At 51.1% G+C, this 16,681-nt stretch carries 13 protein-coding genes; all 13 read left to right on the top strand.

Features of this window, described 5'->3' with window-relative positions; genetic code table 11:
- The first annotated feature begins 207 nt into the window (after window positions 1-207).
- The 13 genes from ABEQ74_RS01895 to ABEQ74_RS01835 all read left to right on the top strand — a co-directional run bounded on the left by ABEQ74_RS01895 (window position 208) and on the right by ABEQ74_RS01835 (window position 16,583).
- A complete protein-coding gene (locus ABEQ74_RS01895; RefSeq protein WP_430118875.1) occupies window positions 208-3,273 on the top strand; it encodes a family 16 glycoside hydrolase in 3,066 nt (1,021 codons plus the stop codon).
- 203 nt (window positions 3,274-3,476) lie between these two features.
- Window positions 3,477-5,231 (top strand): cache domain-containing sensor histidine kinase, encoded by a 1,755-nt coding sequence (locus ABEQ74_RS01890; RefSeq protein ID WP_430118873.1) that lies wholly within the window; start codon window positions 3,477-3,479, stop codon window positions 5,229-5,231.
- Window positions 5,218-6,843: a response regulator gene (locus ABEQ74_RS01885; protein WP_430118871.1), complete on the top strand. Its 1,626-nt coding sequence runs from the start codon at window positions 5,218-5,220 to the stop codon at window positions 6,841-6,843. Before ABEQ74_RS01890 ends, ABEQ74_RS01885 begins: the two co-directional genes overlap by 14 nt.
- Before the next feature lie 128 nt (window positions 6,844-6,971).
- Window positions 6,972-8,378 (top strand): ABC transporter substrate-binding protein, encoded by a 1,407-nt coding sequence (locus ABEQ74_RS01880; protein ID WP_430118869.1) that lies wholly within the window; start codon window positions 6,972-6,974, stop codon window positions 8,376-8,378.
- Window positions 8,379-8,450: 72 nt separating this feature from the next.
- Window positions 8,451-9,350: a carbohydrate ABC transporter permease gene (locus ABEQ74_RS01875; protein ID WP_430118867.1), complete on the top strand. Its 900-nt coding sequence runs from the start codon at window positions 8,451-8,453 to the stop codon at window positions 9,348-9,350.
- A gap of 85 nt (window positions 9,351-9,435) precedes the next feature.
- A complete protein-coding gene (locus ABEQ74_RS01870; RefSeq protein WP_430118865.1) occupies window positions 9,436-10,341 on the top strand; it encodes a carbohydrate ABC transporter permease in 906 nt (301 codons plus the stop codon).
- Between the two features lie 217 nt (window positions 10,342-10,558).
- Window positions 10,559-11,569, top strand: a complete 1,011-nt coding sequence (locus ABEQ74_RS01865) for a glycoside hydrolase family 130 protein (protein ID WP_430118863.1) — start codon at window positions 10,559-10,561, stop codon at window positions 11,567-11,569.
- 44 nt (window positions 11,570-11,613) lie between these two features.
- Entirely contained in the window at window positions 11,614-12,990 is a 1,377-nt protein-coding gene (locus ABEQ74_RS01860; protein ID WP_430118861.1) for an FAD-dependent oxidoreductase, read from the top strand.
- Window positions 12,987-13,970, top strand: coding sequence for an SGNH/GDSL hydrolase family protein (locus tag ABEQ74_RS01855; RefSeq protein ID WP_430118859.1), 984 nt, complete (start codon window positions 12,987-12,989; stop codon window positions 13,968-13,970). Before ABEQ74_RS01860 ends, ABEQ74_RS01855 begins: the two co-directional genes overlap by 4 nt.
- A gap of 177 nt (window positions 13,971-14,147) precedes the next feature.
- A complete protein-coding gene (locus ABEQ74_RS01850; RefSeq protein WP_430118857.1) occupies window positions 14,148-14,468 on the top strand; it encodes a PadR family transcriptional regulator in 321 nt (106 codons plus the stop codon).
- A gap of 72 nt (window positions 14,469-14,540) precedes the next feature.
- Window positions 14,541-14,882 carry a DUF1048 domain-containing protein gene (locus ABEQ74_RS01845; protein WP_430118855.1) on the top strand — a complete coding sequence of 114 codons (342 nt, stop codon included), beginning with the start codon at window positions 14,541-14,543 and terminating at the stop codon, window positions 14,880-14,882.
- 189 nt (window positions 14,883-15,071) lie between these two features.
- Window positions 15,072-15,833 carry an ABC transporter ATP-binding protein gene (locus ABEQ74_RS01840; protein WP_430118853.1) on the top strand — a complete coding sequence of 254 codons (762 nt, stop codon included), beginning with the start codon at window positions 15,072-15,074 and terminating at the stop codon, window positions 15,831-15,833.
- The gene (locus ABEQ74_RS01835) at window positions 15,834-16,583 is read left to right on the top strand and encodes an ABC transporter permease (protein WP_430118851.1); all 750 of its coding nucleotides are present in this window, start codon (window positions 15,834-15,836) and stop codon (window positions 16,581-16,583) included.
- Window positions 16,584-16,681: the final 98 nt, after the last annotated feature.

Here is a 16,681-nt window from a genome sequence, read left to right as displayed (position 1 = left end):
TGGGCCTGCCCCACTCCTTTCTTTTTAGACAGGCATTATAATCCGATTTGACAGTGAAAAGTTTTAACGGAGGGAGGGCTTGATCGTTCGAAAAAATGGTAGCGCATTCATAGCGCCATAAACAAGAATACGGTTGGGCGAACGGAGCTGCGCTGCCTTATTATCGGTGGGAAGACGAATAATGTTGAGGAGGTATTAATTCTTACCATGACAAGAAAAGCAGTGAGTCTGTTGGTCGTGCTTGCCATTATAATCACCGGAGTTTTACCCCGAGCTGCGAATGCGACCGAGATGGAGAGCCATTCTGTTTATTCGGCGGATATGATAGATGCCATTGATCCGGCATCGTTGACACAGGCCGCAAGTAGTCCAGCCACGATACAGAACTACCCGATGCCATCCATCTATACCGCATCCAGTGTGTTTTCATTAAAAGCGGATAACGAAGCGGTTCCTGTTATCAGTTATCTGGCTGACTATGATTACGCTCAATTTTCTTTTTCCGGTACGGTCAAGATCGAAGTTACTGTGAATGAGCCGATTACATCTTACTCCATCAGTCCGCAGGCCAAAAACATCGCAGGTACGGTCAATGGAAACAAGCTGACATTTACGCTTTCTTCCTCCACTTATGTGATCGTAAAAATCAACGACTGGAAAAAGAAAATTGTCATCGCAGCAGATCCCTTGGAGACAGATATTCCCCCGTCCACAGGTGCCGGGATTTATAATGTGACAGAGTCGCCATACAACGTGGATAACACGGGGACATGGATGGCATCAGATGGTATCCAGCAGGCTATCGATGATGCTAATCAAGCCGGCGGCGGTGTTGTGTTTGTTCCGGCAGGTGTCTATAAAAGCGGGAACCTGACTTTAAAGAGCAATGTGACCTTTTACCTCGCCGGAGGTGCCGTGATTGTCGGCACAGGCAAGGGTGAGGACTACACGAATGATTTTCGCAAGGATTCACGTAATGCGGATGGAACGTATTTTATTCGTACGGCGACAGATTCCAGCAATATTACGATACGGGGACGAGGAACTATTGATGGTAAAGGCATAGCGATGCGCGAGCGGAAGATGCCGGCACCGAATAAAAATGAAGGATTCCTGAATAACCTGCTGGTTCCGATCGCAACCACGAATTTTAATTTTGATGGTTTAATATTGCGGGATGGCGGCTTCTGGTCGTTTATGGTTGTTCGTTCCGACAATGTGACCATAAAAAATCTGAAGGGATTCCAGGATTTATACAAAATCGAGAATGACGTTATCGATATAAACGAAAGTCAGGACGTGCTGGTCCAGCACGCGATCGGGATATCGGATGATGACACATTTTCTACTAAAACCTGGCTGCAGACGGGCATGTCCAAAGGATGGCCGGGAGAGCTTGAACATTTGGAAAATGTGGTCTTTGACGACGTTCTTGCTTGGACCCGATGTGCGGCTTTCAAGATTGGCATGGGGGTAGCTCAGCCGCAGATTGGCGTAACCATCCGAAATTCATATGTGTATCAGAGCGCCCGAGCACTGCTCATTGACCATGGTTACCAATTGAATACTCTTCCGGAGGAAGGATACGCCCAGAATATTACATTTGAGAATATCGATATCGAACGAGTCGGTATCAATCAATTCGGGAATTATTGGTTCGGGGTTTCAACCAGTACTTCCGGCGATGTCAGCAATGTTACATTCAAGAACATCAATGTTCGTGAGACGGGATCTCAGAAATCCAGGCTTTCCGGGAATGCCACAAAAGGTGGAATGGTTAACGGTGTCACGTTCACGGATGTGTATGTTGAAGGCAAGCTCGCAACCAACTTGAACGACCTGAATGCCACCGCTAACAGTAATGTAAATGGTATCGTCTTCGCCAATTCCAAGCCACCGCTGTTCAGCGACAATTTTGAAGACGGAAATACGGCGGGATGGACACCGGTTTCTGGCGGCTGGACAGTACCGACAGACGGCACAAATAAAGTGTTATCCAGCGGGAACCAGACGACTACATCGCTGATTACCGCGAATGCCGGTGGCTCATGGACGGACTATGCTTATGAAGCCAGAGTGAGAATGCCAATTACCAATGCCAATGCAGGTATTCTCTTCAGAGTACAGGATGCAGCGAATTTTTATATGTATCGAATCAATTCAGCAGCTAAACAGCTGGAGTTATTCAAATCTGTAAACGGACAATTGACGTCTGTAGCCAACACACCGTTCACAGCCAGAGAGAAGCAGTGGTATAAGGTTAAGGCGGTTGTACAAGGTAACACGATTTCCTGTTATGTGGATGGAGAATTACTAATGGAATGGACTAATCCTGCAACAGAATTGACAGCAGGGGGAATCGGATTCCGGACAACCTCGGCGGGCGTCCATTTTGACGATGCCTTTGTTTCCTCAATCAATAAAGCGCCTGAGGATATTGTGCTCTCCAACAGCAGCGTAGTTGAAAACACAACGGCAGGAGGTATGGTCGGAACATTCTCCACCATCGACCCTGATGAGGGGGAGACATTTGCTTACATGCTGACAGCAGGAGCCGGGGACACGGACAACAAAAGCTTCACCATATCGGACAATGCATTGTTTCTTGCTGTGACGCCTGATTACGAAGTGCAGGACAGCTACAGTATCCGGGTGAAGAGCATAGACTCAGGGGGAATGTACTACGAGAAGATGTTTACGATCCAGGTCACGGATGTGAATGAATCTCCCGTTAATCCGGACCCTACGTTCATCCAATTCAGCGACGATTTTGAAGATGGAGATACGACTGGATGGACGCCGACTTCAGGTTCCTGGAGCGTTGCAGCAGACGACACCAATGCTTTGATTCAGCATAGTTCAGCTGCTGCACTCATTACCGCCGGTGATGCATGGAAGGACTATACGTATGAAGCCAAAGTGAAGATGCCCATTAGTAATGCCAATGCAGGCATTCTCTTCAGAGTACAGGACGCAGAGAATTTTTATATGTATCGAATCAATTCAGCAGCTAAAAAGCTGGAGTTGTACAAATCCGTAGATAACAACATGACGCTTGTATCCAGTACTCCGTTCACGGCGATGGAGAAGCAATGGTATACGATTAAGGCTGCCATCCAAGGGAACACCATGAAATGTTATGTGGATGGAGAATTGAAAGTGGAATGGACCAATCCTGTAACGGAATTGACGGAAGGGAAGATAGGATTTCGGACAACCTCGGCCGGCGTAGCTTTTGATGAAGCTCTGGTTCTGGTTCCCGACCCGAATTAACGGTTACCGCATGATGCAGGCCCGTATTCGTCCAATATGAATCGAGTCATATATCGGCCAACGTAAATGGAATCCTGCGAAGGAGCTGCCCCAAAAGCCCATAAAACGGCTTTTGGGGCCAGCTTCGTTTTTTAACATTGTCGAACAGGGGACTGCGGTGACATAATCGAAGGACACAGATTTTAACGGAAGGCGTGAAAAGCTTGGATTATTTCCGCAGGCAATCATTCCGCAACAAACTCAAAGTCGCATTTCTGGCCATCATTGTGCTCTCTGTTCTGATGACCGGCGGGTTATCTTATTACATCTCGGCCGCTACCCTGGAGAAAAATGCGCTGAAGCTCACGCAGGACACGGTCGTCCGCTCGGCGCAAATTGTGGATGAGAAGCTGAATAAACTGATGCTGATTATGATGACGTTCATGGTCAGCCAGCCTTTCTACGATATGCTAAGGGATGCCGCCTCCGGCGAAGCCGGCAGGTATTTTACACATTTGAACGATCTTGATAACGTTTTCTCACAGGCGCGGATCGCTGAGCCGCTAATCCAGTCAATCTATGTATCCACGCCAATTGGCGAGTTTTATCCCTCGTCTGCGAATCGCAACCGACTTACCGCATTCGAGGATACCTTCCTGTATGAGCGCATCGAACAGGAGAAAAAGAACCTTTGGGTGGAGGGGCATGAGGACATGCTCTTCTCCGGCAGAGAACGCGTTATTTCGCTGATTCTGGTGCCGATTTTTGACAACCCTGTAAATGATGTTTATATTGTCGTGAATATCCGGGAGGACGGCTTCCGAAAGCTGGTGCAGGGAGACAGCGGCGAAGGAGCGTCCAGCTTCCTGCTGAACGCTGAGGGCGAGGCGGTCTACCCTGTGAAGGAGCCGCTGGTTCGGCAGGCGGTTGATGCGGGTAACTTAAGCGGCGTCATGAACCGTCCTGAGGGCAGACAATCCTTTGAACTGAATGGTAAAACCTATTTGCTTAATTATGCCCATCTTGGTATTGCGGATTGGACGATGACCACCATTCGGTCTCAGGCCGATGTTCTTCAGGACTTGGTGTATGTTAAATGGCTGATCGCCGGGGTAGCTTTGGCTGCTTTCGTGGTTACCATGCTGATCTCTGGCGCGTTTTCTCGCCATTTGTTAAAGCCGCTGCAAGGACTGCTGAAGGTGATGAAGCGGGTGGAGCATAACGATCTGACCGCCCGATTTGAGAGCAGCAGCGGAGATGAGCTGGGACAGGTGGGCTTTCGGTTCAACCGGATGCTGGAGCAGATTGTGGTGTTGATCGATGAGGTCACGGAAGCGCAGACCCATAAGCGGTCTGCGGAGATCAAAGCGCTGTCGGCGCAGATGGACCCGCATTTTCTGTACAACACGTTGAACACCATCTACTGGAAGCTGAAATTAAAGCAGATCGAGACGTCACAGCAGATGGTTATGTCGCTCTCCCGTCTGTTCCAACTTGGGCTGAACAATGGCCGGGAAATTACGACATTGTCCAAAGAGCTGGAGCATGTGCGCCAGTATATGGAGCTGCAGTCAAACTGCTATGAAGGCTTATTCTCTTATGAAATCCATGTACGCGAACCGGAATTGTCCGCGCTTTCGATTCCGCGCATCATGCTGCAGCCGCTGGTTGAGAACAGCATTTTGCACGGTTTTCGCGACCTGAAGGACGGCGGTCGGATCGAGATCGACGTTGCCAGTGACAGGGAGCGCTGGACAATTTCCGTGCGCGATAACGGCAACGGCATGGACCAGACCCAAGTGCGCGCGCTCTTTTGGCTGGAATCGAAGAAAGGATATGCCGTGTCCAATATGATCCGGCGGCTCCAGCTCTATTATGGGGATGATGCGAAGTTGCATGTGGACAGTGCGCCGGAGCGCGGAACAGAAATACGGATTTCTTTACCAAGGAAAGGGGGGCATTGGGATGAGCAATCCTGAGGGGATCCGTCTTTGCATTATTGATGATATCAAAAGCGTGGTAGACGGGCTGACCGCGATGAACTGGGAAGAACAGGGCATTCAGGTCGCGGGTGTATCGAGCAATGGGGAAGATGGGCTTAAGCTGATCAACGAATTACAGCCGGATCTGATCATTACCGATATAAGAATGCCGAGAATGGACGGGCTGAGTATGCTGCGCGCAGTTCTGGAAGAGAACCGCAGCTGCAAGGTTATTCTGATCAGCGGCTATGCGGACTTTGAATATGCGCAGCAGGCGGTGCAGCTGGGGGCATTTGATTTCGTGGTGAAACCCTTCTCGGAAGAGGATATTATGTCGGCAGTGCTGCGAGCCAAAGCGGAGATTATGGAAGAGAGGTCCAAGCTGCTAAGCCTGAGGGAATTGGAGAACAAGCTGCGTGAGAGCATGCCGGTGCTGCGGCAGGAATATTTTGCGCTGCTTGTTAGCCACCGCACTTCATGGGAAGAGGCCTCGGGACGGTGGGGTTTTCTGAATATCGAGCTGGAGCCGCGGGGGTTCGTAGTGATGCTGATTGAAATTGACCGTTTTCGGGAGCAGGTTGCCGAGCAGTCCATCCGGGAGATGGAGCTGATCCGGTTCTCGTTGTTGAACGTTATGCAGGACACACTTGCCGAATATGCTTGCAGCGTTGTTTTTCGCGCCCGCCATGACCGATACCTGGCCGTACTGAACGATACAGGACCGTCCAGTCCGATCGAAATTGCCGAGCAGTGCTGCCGGAATATTGAACGCTATACCAAGTTCACGGTTTCGGTCGGTGTCGGCGGCAGAGTGGAGGAGATCAGCGAGCTGCCGGATTCCTATCGTCAGGCTCATCGCGCGCTCTCCCACCATCTGTTTACCGAAGGCAATGCGGCTATTATGTATAACGACATTCATCAGAGCGGAAGTCAGGAGCCGCTGGCGCTGGAATATAAGGACGAGTTGCTGCTGGCCCTTCGTTCCGGGAACGTGGACCGGACGAACACTATTTTGTCCACAATTTCGGAAACGCTGCAGAAGCTGATCTCCCGGCAGAATCCAGATTATCTCCTCAGCTTGTACGATGAGCTGGCCGCTTCAGCAATCCGCACCTTTTATGAAATGGTTCCATATTCGGACATACAACCGCTGATCCAGAGATTCAGGGTAGGGCAAGGGACGACAGGGGTACCGCTAGCCTCTTTGCAGCGTCAACTGCTTGTCTTGTGCACGGAGGGAGCCGAACTGGTGCGCCGGAACAGCTTATCCGAAGGGCAGAAGGTTATTTATAAAGCCATTGACTATATCAAGCGCCGTTTGTCCGAGGATATTACCGTCGGCGATTGCGCGGCCCACGTGCATCTCAGTGCCAGCTATTTTTCCAGCTTGTTTAAGCAGGTGACCGGGATGACCGTCACACAGTATATGACCTCGGAACGTATCCAAAAAGCGAGGCAGCTGCTTGTGGAGGGGGCGCAGGTGCAGGAGGTGGCTGCGGCTGTCGGGTATGAGGAACGCAGATATTTCAGTGAAATGTTCAAGAAAATCACGGGGCAGACGCCTTCGGAGTTCAGGGCAGGCTATCATATGGACCGACCGGAGACGTAAGGTACATGCTGCACAGACCATAGATTTCTGTCCCTGGAGAGTGAATTTGCCGCACTCCTCTTCTGAATACGAGGGTCTATAATAACAACGAGTTCACAATATAAGAGTCAATCAAAGGGGGAGAATGTATGCGAAAAAAATGGTTAGGCCTCGGCTTGAGCCTCGTTCTGGCCGTCGGCATCGCAGGCTGCGGCGGGAATGATAACAACAATGCGAATGGAGGTTCAACGAATGGAAAGTCCGAGGGCAGCACGGAAACTCCCACAGCGGAGACGGGCCAACCCGTACAGCTTAAATATTGGACCGACGACCGTCACGATCAAGAGTATATCAAGGAATTGATTAACAAGTTCAACGAAACAAATGAGGATAATATTCAGGTGGAATTGACGGTGATGTCTGAGAATTACACACAAAGCGTCGACATTGCATTTTCCAGCAACCAGGCACCGGATGTGCTGCGGCTAAAGAGCGCCAATACGTCCGGATTTGTCAAAAAAGGTTATCTCGCGCCAATTGACGAGTATCTTACCGATGATATGAATACGAAATTCGGCAGCCTGCTGATTGATGAGGTCAACCGTTTTGATGGCAAGGTGTACACACTCGCCAATACCGGTCTCACCTTGCGTTTGGTCTATAACAAGGATCTCTTTGCGAAAGCCGGCATCGAGAATCCCCCGGTATCGCTTCAGGAAATGGTGGACGATGCCAAGAAAATTACCGAAGTTGGCAAAGCTGAAGGCATCTATGGCTTCGCGCTGAACTTCAAAAATCCGAAGCAGGCATTTGACCGTTCCATCCGGGAGATTCTTTCCTTGAGCGGTCATCAGGGACTTGGCTTTGATCTGAAAACAGGACAATTCGATTTTGAGCCTTACGCGCAGGTCATCGAATATTTCAAGCAAATGTATGCTGACGGCAGCATTCTGCCTGGTGCAGAAGCGCTGGACATCGACCCGCTGCGTGCCCAATTTGCCGCAGGCAAGATCGGTATGTATCTGTCCTTCTCGACGGAGCCGGGTGTGTACATGGATCAATTCCCGACTGAAATCAACTGGGGCGGTGCCCTGGCCCCAACATTGGACGGACAGATTAAAGGGACTTCCGAAATCGTGTCTGCCGGAACATGGCTCGGCATCAGCGCCCAATCGGCCAATAAGGAAGCCGCTTGGAAATTCATGCAGTATATGTACGGTGACGAGATTCTGAAGACCTATCATGAAAAAGGCTTCGGTATCGCCATTGTGCCAAGTATTGTGGAACAGGCCAAAGAGCCTGAGATCGGCGGCATGGAAGGCTTCCTGGTTGGAGAACACGACTCGCTCTGGCCTGTGTCGCCAAATATCACGCCGGAGGGTTCCAACTATGCGGACGCTTTCTTCAAATACATTCTCGACGGTGGAGACACGAAAGCGATTACAGAAGATTTGAACACCAGGTATAACGCCGCATTGTCCAAAGCGGTGGAGAAAGGCGAGGCCGCTGCAACGCCGAACCCTGCCTTTGATCCAACCAAACCGCAGGGAGAATAACTGGCCAAGGATGGGGCTGCCGCGCACTTTTTGGCGGATGCCCCTTTTCTTTCCCCGAAGGAGGAACGAATCGTGAGTTTTAAATGGAAACGACTGGGGGAGAACTCTCTGTTTCTGGCCCCAAGCATTATTTTGACGGCGGCCCTGGGAATCTACCCTTTGTTTTGGATGCTGCGCTATATGTTCTACGAATATGCCGGATACGGCCAGCCGCTGTTCGTTGGCCTGGACAATTTCCATCGGCTGATGCGAGACGCGCTGTTCTGGGAATCGGTGGGCAACACCTTTATCTATGCCGGAGGCAAGTTGCTGCTGACGCTGCCCTTGTCCCTGCTGTTGGCCGTCATCCTGAATGGCAAGCTGCGCGGCGGAAATCTGCTGCGCGGGATCTATTTTATGCCAACGATCATCAGTACCGCAGTCATATCCGTTGTGTTCTATACGATCTTCAATTCCTACAACGGGATGGTGAACACGGTTTTGATGAAGCTGCACCTGGTCTCCCAGCCAATTGACTGGCTAGGTCCGAAGCTTGCGATGCTTACGATCATTCTTGTGGCCGTATGGGGCGCTGTCGGCAATTATATGCTGCTGTTTCTGGCCGGACTGCAAAGTATTCCGCAGGATTTGTACGAGAGCGCGGCCATTGACGGGGCGAACGCCGGAAGACGGTTCTGGAACATTACGCTCCCGATGCTGGCACCAGTTGCCCAGTTGGTCATTATGCTCGCCATTATCGCATCCCTGAAAGGGTATGAGAGCATTATGCTTATCACGGAGGGTGGACCGATCGGCAAAACCGAGGTCATGTATCTCTATCTATATAAACTGTTGTTCCCGGTATCCACGGGTTCGCCTGTAGAGCAGCAGCTTGGATATGGCAGCGCGGTAGGCTTCGCAACCGCTGTTATTGTCGGGGTTATCACAGGCTTGTATTTCTTATTGAGCCGTAAAATGAACAAAATGTATTAGCGGTTATGTATGACTTTAAGATTTGATGACAACGCCGCAGATCGGTTTAGAATGAACTGCTGCAGGCGTGCAGGAGGATCAGCGTATGAAAGAACAGGTGTTACCTCAAACCCAACAGCCGGACAGACGCGGTAAAACAAAATCCCCGTTAACCGGTCGCGCAGGCAGAATTATGGGTCATACGGTCATGTGGCTGTTTCTATTGATAACGGCGATCCTGACATTATTTCCTTTGTTGATGACATTGTCGGGTTCTCTTAAGACCGGAGCCGAAATGATGACTGGCGGTAGTCTGCTGCCAGCCAAGCTGCAGTTTGTCAACTATGCGGAAGCCTGGAAGCAGGCCAATTTTGCCCGTTATACCTGGAACAGTGCTTTTGTCAGCATTATGGTTACGGCAGGCACTCTGCTGGTAGCTGCGATGGCGGCTTATGTGGTGGATCGGCGCAATTTTCCCGGCAAATCTCTGTATGTGACAACTCAGGCTTCGATGATGTTTATATCCGTCGGTGCTATTGTGATGCGCCCGCAATTTGATTTGATGGTCGCGCTGAACCTGAATACCACGCTGTGGGGAGTTATTCTGATTCTGATCAGCGCTCATTCCAGTACATTTTTTATGCTGCTGGGTTTCTTCAAAGCGATTCCCCGCGAGCTGGATGAAGCGGCAATGGTGGACGGTTCCGGGTTCGCCCGAACCTTCTTCCGGATTATTCTGCCGCTCTTGACGCCGGGGCTGGGCGTGGCCGGACTGTTTGCCTTCCGCCATGCCTGGAACGAATACATTCTGCCGTTGGTGTTCACGATGACGAATCCGCAGCTGCAGACACTCACCGTCGGTCTGGCGAACCTCCGTTACGGCTCCTCTGCGGCGATGCAGATCCACTTGATGATGGCGGGAGCATGTCTGTCTATCCTGCCAATGCTGCTCGCTTATATTGTGGCAAACAAGTCATTTATTCAGGTGACAGCAGGTTCAGTCAAAGGTTAAATTCAATTCCATATACAAGTGCGATTTCGAAAAGGCCGGTTTTCAGCACCGAGAAGGTTGGATAAAGCTAGGGACTTCAGGAGCGGAGCGTACGTTTGGGGTACGTGAGCACCGGAAGGCCTGGCTGAATGCAAGATTCGATGCCGAGTTACTTCCTGATTCACTTCGTGATCAAAAGTGGCCTTTTTGAACAACCTCTACAAGGAGCATGATGCAAATGAGAGATTCTACAATAGGACCTTTGTTTTCCAGCCCGGTTATGACCCGGCATGCCGCCAACCCGATTTTGTCGCCGGGTGATGTGCCTTACGGTCCGGCGATGGTCTTTAACGCCGGGGTTGCCAAGTTTAAAGGCAAATATGTGATGGTATTTCGCAATGACTACGGCGATGAACATCAGGGCCTTGTCGCCCCTCATCATACGACCAATCTCGGGCTGGCCTTCAGTGATGACGGCATAGCCTGGGATGTACAGCCGACACCGTGCTGGTCCTGGCATGATGAAGAGGTCATCCGTGTGTATGATCCGCGTCTAACGGTAATTGGCGAACAATGTTATATGTGCTTTGCGGTCGATACCAAGCACGGGCTGCGCGGCGGCATCGCCGTGACCGAGGATTTCGTTTCCTTTAAGGTGCTGAGCCTGTCTCTGCCGGACAATCGCAACATGGTATTGTTCCCGGAGCGGATCGGAGGCAAGTATGTTCGGCTCGAACGTCCGATGCCTGTATACAGCCGGGGCGGCACAGACCGCTTTGACATGTGGATGAGCGACTCGCCTGACCTGAAATACTGGGGCAACTCCAAGCTGCTGCTGGCGGTGGAAGATGTAGCCTATGCCAATGACAAGGTAGGGCCGGGCGCTCCGCCTGTCAAAACGGATAAAGGCTGGCTGACCCTGTTCCATGCGGTGGACATTGACCGCAGCCGAGGCAAGAATGGCTGGGAGGACAGTTGGCAGAAGCGTTACACTTCCGGTATTATGCTGCTGGATCTTGAAGATCCCAGCCAGATCATCGGCAGGGCGGGGACGCCGCTGCTGGCGCCGGAAGCTGCTTATGAGACCGAAGGGGGCTTCCGGAATGATGTTATTTTTCCAGGGGGCATGATTCTGGAAGAGTCCGGTGAAGTCAAAATCTACTACGGCGCCGCCGATACCGTAGAATGCCTGGCTACTGCGCACGTAGATGAGCTGCTGCATCTTTGTCTGAAAGGCACGGTCAAATAAGCAATGATGACATCATACAGTTATACAGAAATGGGGAGATCTCTATGAACGGACATATGACGCTGCCATCGGTCAACATTCCGGTTGCCGATGAGGTGGATGTGCTGGTAATCGGCGGAGGAGCTTCCGGTATCGCCGCGGCTATTGCCGCTGCGCAAGGGGGAGCGCGAACGATGCTGGTGGAGCAGAGAGGATTCCTTGGCGGCATGGGTACTGTTGCGCTTGTCCCGGCCTTCTGTCCCTTTACGGATAAGCGGAAGCCGATTATCCGCGGTCTCGGACTTCAGCTGATGGAACGGATGAAACAGGCATGCAAACCCCAGTACCGTGAGGAATATCAAGAGCTACTGGATTGGGTGCCAATCGATCCCGAGGTGTTGAAGCGGGTTTATGACGATGCCATTCTGGAAAACGGCGTTACGCCGCTGTATCATACCTTTGTTTACGATGTAGTGCTGTCTGAGGATCACCGGAAGATTGAAGGTGTCATTGTTGTCAACAAAACAGGACGTTCGTTCATCCCTTGCCGGTATATTATCGACTGCTCGGGAGATGGAGATATTGCCGCTCTGGCGGGAGTTCCTTTTCAAAAGGGCGGGGACGAGGGCGAACTTCAGCCCGGCAGCATGTGTTATCTGCTTGCGAATGTGGACCGTCCGAAGTTTAAGCGTTTCCTGGAAGAGAGCGGGGATACAGGTCAACTGCATAAGACGGTAGAACTGGCGATTGCCGATGGTGCACTGCCGGAGGGGAGAAAGTCGATCTCCGGCTTGGCTTGGGTCAGCGACTATTTGGTAGGGGTTAACTTCGGCCATGTATTCGGCGTGGACGGCACCCTTGCGGAGGATCTGACGCGCGGGGCAATTGAAGGACGCCGTACGGCGGAACGCCAGCTGCAGTTCTTCCGCCGCTATGTGCCGGGATTTGAACACGCCCATATGGTGGTGAGCGGGGAGCAGCTCGGCATCCGGGAGACGCGGCGTATCGAAGGGGATTATATCCTGACAGTGGATGATTTTCTTGCTGCGCGCTCCTTCCCGGATGACATTGCCCGGAATGCATATTATATCGATATTCATCTCGCTAACAGCAAGAGCGACATGACCTTCAACCACTTGCCGCCGGGGGTTTCCCACGGCGTACCGTATCGGATTATGCTGCCTGTTGGCATCGACAACCTTTGGGTGGCCGGACGCAGCGTCTCTTCCGATCGTGCGGTGCAAGGCTCCCTGCGGGTGATGCCGAACTGCTTCTCCATGGGCCAGGCCTCAGGCACGGCGGCTGCATTGGCGCTGCGGGATGGCTCCGGCTCGCGCGGCATTTCTGTAGCTGAGCTTCAGGAGCGGCTGCTGGAGCAGGATGTATGGCTGGGAGAGGATTTCACACCGGCTGAGAAGCAGAAGGAAGGGGATGCACCGTGAAGCAGCTTCCTTTAACGGATGAGTGGTTTCACGGCTCCGTGTCGCTCCAGCATCGGGAGGAGGGAATAAAGCCTTGGCGTATTCCTTACATGGATTACAAGCTGTATCCGCCTGCGGGCATCGATGGCAAGGCCGAGATTTGTGCCGGTGTTCGCCTGCGGCTGCGCACGGATTCCGCAGAGGTGGCAGTATCCTTCACATCGCTTGCGGATGCTGCCGTTATGGATTGTGTCGCAGAAGGAGAACTGCTCCAGAGAATTCACCTGTCCGTCGGAGCCACAGAAGCCTTGTTTACCGGACTTCCCGCCGAAATTAAGGATGTGGAGATTTGGCTTCCGCAAAACATAGGAATGACCGTCACCGGCCTGCGGATTGGCACCCAAGCTGTCGGAGTCCCGCTGCCGGACACCCGGCCCCGCTGGATTACTTACGGCAGCTCAATTACCCAGTGTGTCGGGGCTTCCGGCCCCTCTCGCGCTTGGCCTGCCATTGTCGCCGAAGCCTGCGGCTTCAGTTTGACCAATCTCGGCTTCTCCGGCAACTGCCACATGGAACCGATGATCGGGCGGCTGATACGCGACCTGCCGGCCGAGTTCATCTCCATATGTGCGGGCGTAAACATCTATGGCGCAGGCACCTTAAGCCCTCGCATGTTCAAGCCGCAGCTGATTGGACTGCTGGAGACCATACGCGACAAACACAGGGAGACTCCGCTGCTTGTCATCTCCCCGATTTATGGCACCGTCCGCGAAACGGAGCTCAATCCGCTGGGCTTCACCCTGCCCATGATGCGCCAAGCGATCCGCGAGACGGTGGAGATGCTCAGGGAGCGGGGCGATCGCCGATTATACTATCAGGATGGCCTGAACTGGCTTGGACCGGAGGATGAAGCCTTTCTGACGGACGGCCTGCATCCAGGAGCCGAGGGATATGAGCTGTTAGGCCGGCGTTTCCGGGATCTTTATGGTCAAACAAAATGAATCGAAAAAGCAGTTGACTTCATCACTACTCAGTGTTACGATATACTCGTAATAAGTATTACTCAATAGCTTTTGAATCCCCAAAAGCTATTGAGTAAAAATTTCCCTTGGTACTATGTCATACTGAATATAAGTTAGACTAATTAGAGGAGGGACGAAATAAAGGAGGTTCTGAACATGGAAAATTTAACCGAAATGCTAAAGGGTTCGCTGGAAGGTTGCGTAATGGAAATCATTAGCCGACATGAAACATATGGCTACGAGATTACCCGCCGATTGAACGAACTTGGGTTTACCGAAGTCGTGGAAGGGACGGTTTACACCATCCTTGTGCGATTGGAAAAGAAAAAGCTGGTGAGCATCGAAAAGAAACCGTCCGATATGGGTCCGCCCCGTAAATTCTACTCGCTTAACGAGGCTGGCCGCCAAGAGCTTAAATTGTTTTGGGAAAAATGGGATTTTGTATCATCCAAAATCAACGTCTTGAAGTCAATCTAACGTCATAAGATATCCCGCACTATGATTTGGGAGTGTGTTGTTAAGCTTTATGATCAAAGGAGGAGAAATGATATGATGGAAATGTTCAAAAAATTGATTGGTGATAAAAAAGAGTACAAAATGATGATGGCACGGGTTGATGCCCTGCCAGAGGAGTACCAGTTCGTATTTAAGAAAATTCAAAACTACATGTGGAATTTCACAACAGGCAACGGGATGGATATGCTGCACATTCAGTATGAATTAATCGAGCTGTTCGAAGTCGGTGCAGCGGATGGCAGACAAGTGCTGGAAATCACCGGGGATGACGTGGCGTCCTTCGCCGATGAACTAGTTGCAAACGCTAAAACCTATGTCGCCAAGTATCGTGAAGATTTGAATCAGAGCATCATGAACCGATTGGGTAAAAAATAAATTCAATAGATCAAATCGACTGATTAGCAGGTTTCAAATATGAATTGCCGCCTTCGCTACTCAGTTATATTTTTAGCTCAGTACTAAGTCATACAGATTATCAGTCAGACTAAATAGAGGTGGGCAGTCGACCGTAATTTCGGGATCTCTCAAGCGGCCTTGCAACACACTTTATAAGGAGGAAGAGGAATGAGCAATGCAGTGATTTCAGTAAAAGGGTTGAGAAAAAACTTTAAAGACAAGGAAGTCCTTAAGGGAGTGGATTTTGAAGTGCGGCGTGGTGAAATATTCGCACTGCTGGGCTCAAATGGGGCGGGCAAGACGACGACGGTTAACATTCTCTCGACGCTGATGAAGTCCGATGGGGGCGACGTAGGTATTTGTGGCTATGACGTCCAGCGTCAAGCAGATCATGTTCGTCAAAGCATCAGCTTGACAGGGCAGTTCGCAGCTCTTGACGGTATGCTTACAGGGCGAGAAAACCTCATAATGATTGCCAAGTTGCGCGGAGTTTCCGACCCCGTTCAAGTTGCGGATAATCTGCTTGCAAGATTCAGCCTGACCGAGGCGGCAGGCCGCCGGGCGGACCAGTATTCCGGAGGGATGAAGCGCCGGCTTGACATCGCCATGAGTCTGATCGGCAGTCCAGCCGTCATTTTTCTCGATGAACCGACAACAGGACTTGACCCGGAAGCGCGGATTGAGGTCTGGAATACCGTCAAAGAGCTTGCCGACGGCGGCACGACCATCTTGTTGACGACGCAGTATCTGGATGAAGCGGAACAATTGGCGGACCGTATCGCCATCTTGCATGGCGGGACCATAATCACGATCGGTACTCTTACCGAACTCAAAGCGATGTTCCCGCCAGCGAAAGTAGAGTACATCGAGAAGCAGCCGACATTGGAGGAAATATTCCTCGCGATCATCGGCAAGAAGGAGGAGATGTAAATGAAGAACAAAACAGGGGTGCTTTTAGGGCGTTTAATGCGCAACATTATGCGGAGTCCGGATACAATTATCACGGTGGCAATTACGCCGATTATGATGCTGCTGCTGTTTGTCTACGTATTTGGCGGTGCAATAAAGACAGGGACGGACAATTATGTCAATTATTTATTACCGGGGATCTTGCTGATGGCTATCGCATCCGGTGTCGCTTATACTTCACTACGATTGTTTACGGATGTAAAAAGCGGCCTGATGGCGCGTTTCATTACCATGCCTATCAAACGCTCTTCGGTATTGTGGGCTCACGTCTTAACCTCGCTTGTTTCCAATGCTCTTACTGTCGTGGTGGTCATACTCGTAGCGCTATTAATGGGCTTCCGTTCCGACGCTAATATTCTGGATTGGCTCGCGGCAGCCGGGATACTCGGGCTGTTTACACTGGCGCTGACATGGCTGGCGATCATTCCCGGATTGACAGCGAAGTCTATGGAAGGGGCGACCGCCTACTCGTATCCGCTGATCTTTCTGCCGTTTATCAGTTCGGCTTTTGTTCCCACCGAGACTATGCCTCAAATTGTGCGTTTGTTCGCTGAGAACCAGCCCGTGACTTCCATTGTGAATACAATTCGTGCGCTCCTGTATAATGGGACTGTTGATAAGGATATCTGGATCGCGCTTGCCTGGTGCGTCGGCATCATGGTCATCGCATACTTCTTCGCTGGTAAAGCATTTAAACGACAGTTAGGATAAGTGCTCTTTTGAAATAATTTTAAAGAATTATTAGGCTGGTACGAGGTAATCCGGTAAAAGGTACTTTCACTGTTCGTGATTCAGCCTAAGGTATCCAA

Source organism: Paenibacillus solani (genome assembly GCF_050475945.1).
Classification (GTDB): domain Bacteria; phylum Bacillota; class Bacilli; order Paenibacillales; family Paenibacillaceae; genus Paenibacillus_AQ; species Paenibacillus_AQ solani_A.
The sequence above is the reverse complement of the archived record's forward strand: the minus strand, read 5'-3'. Positions and strand labels throughout refer to the sequence as shown.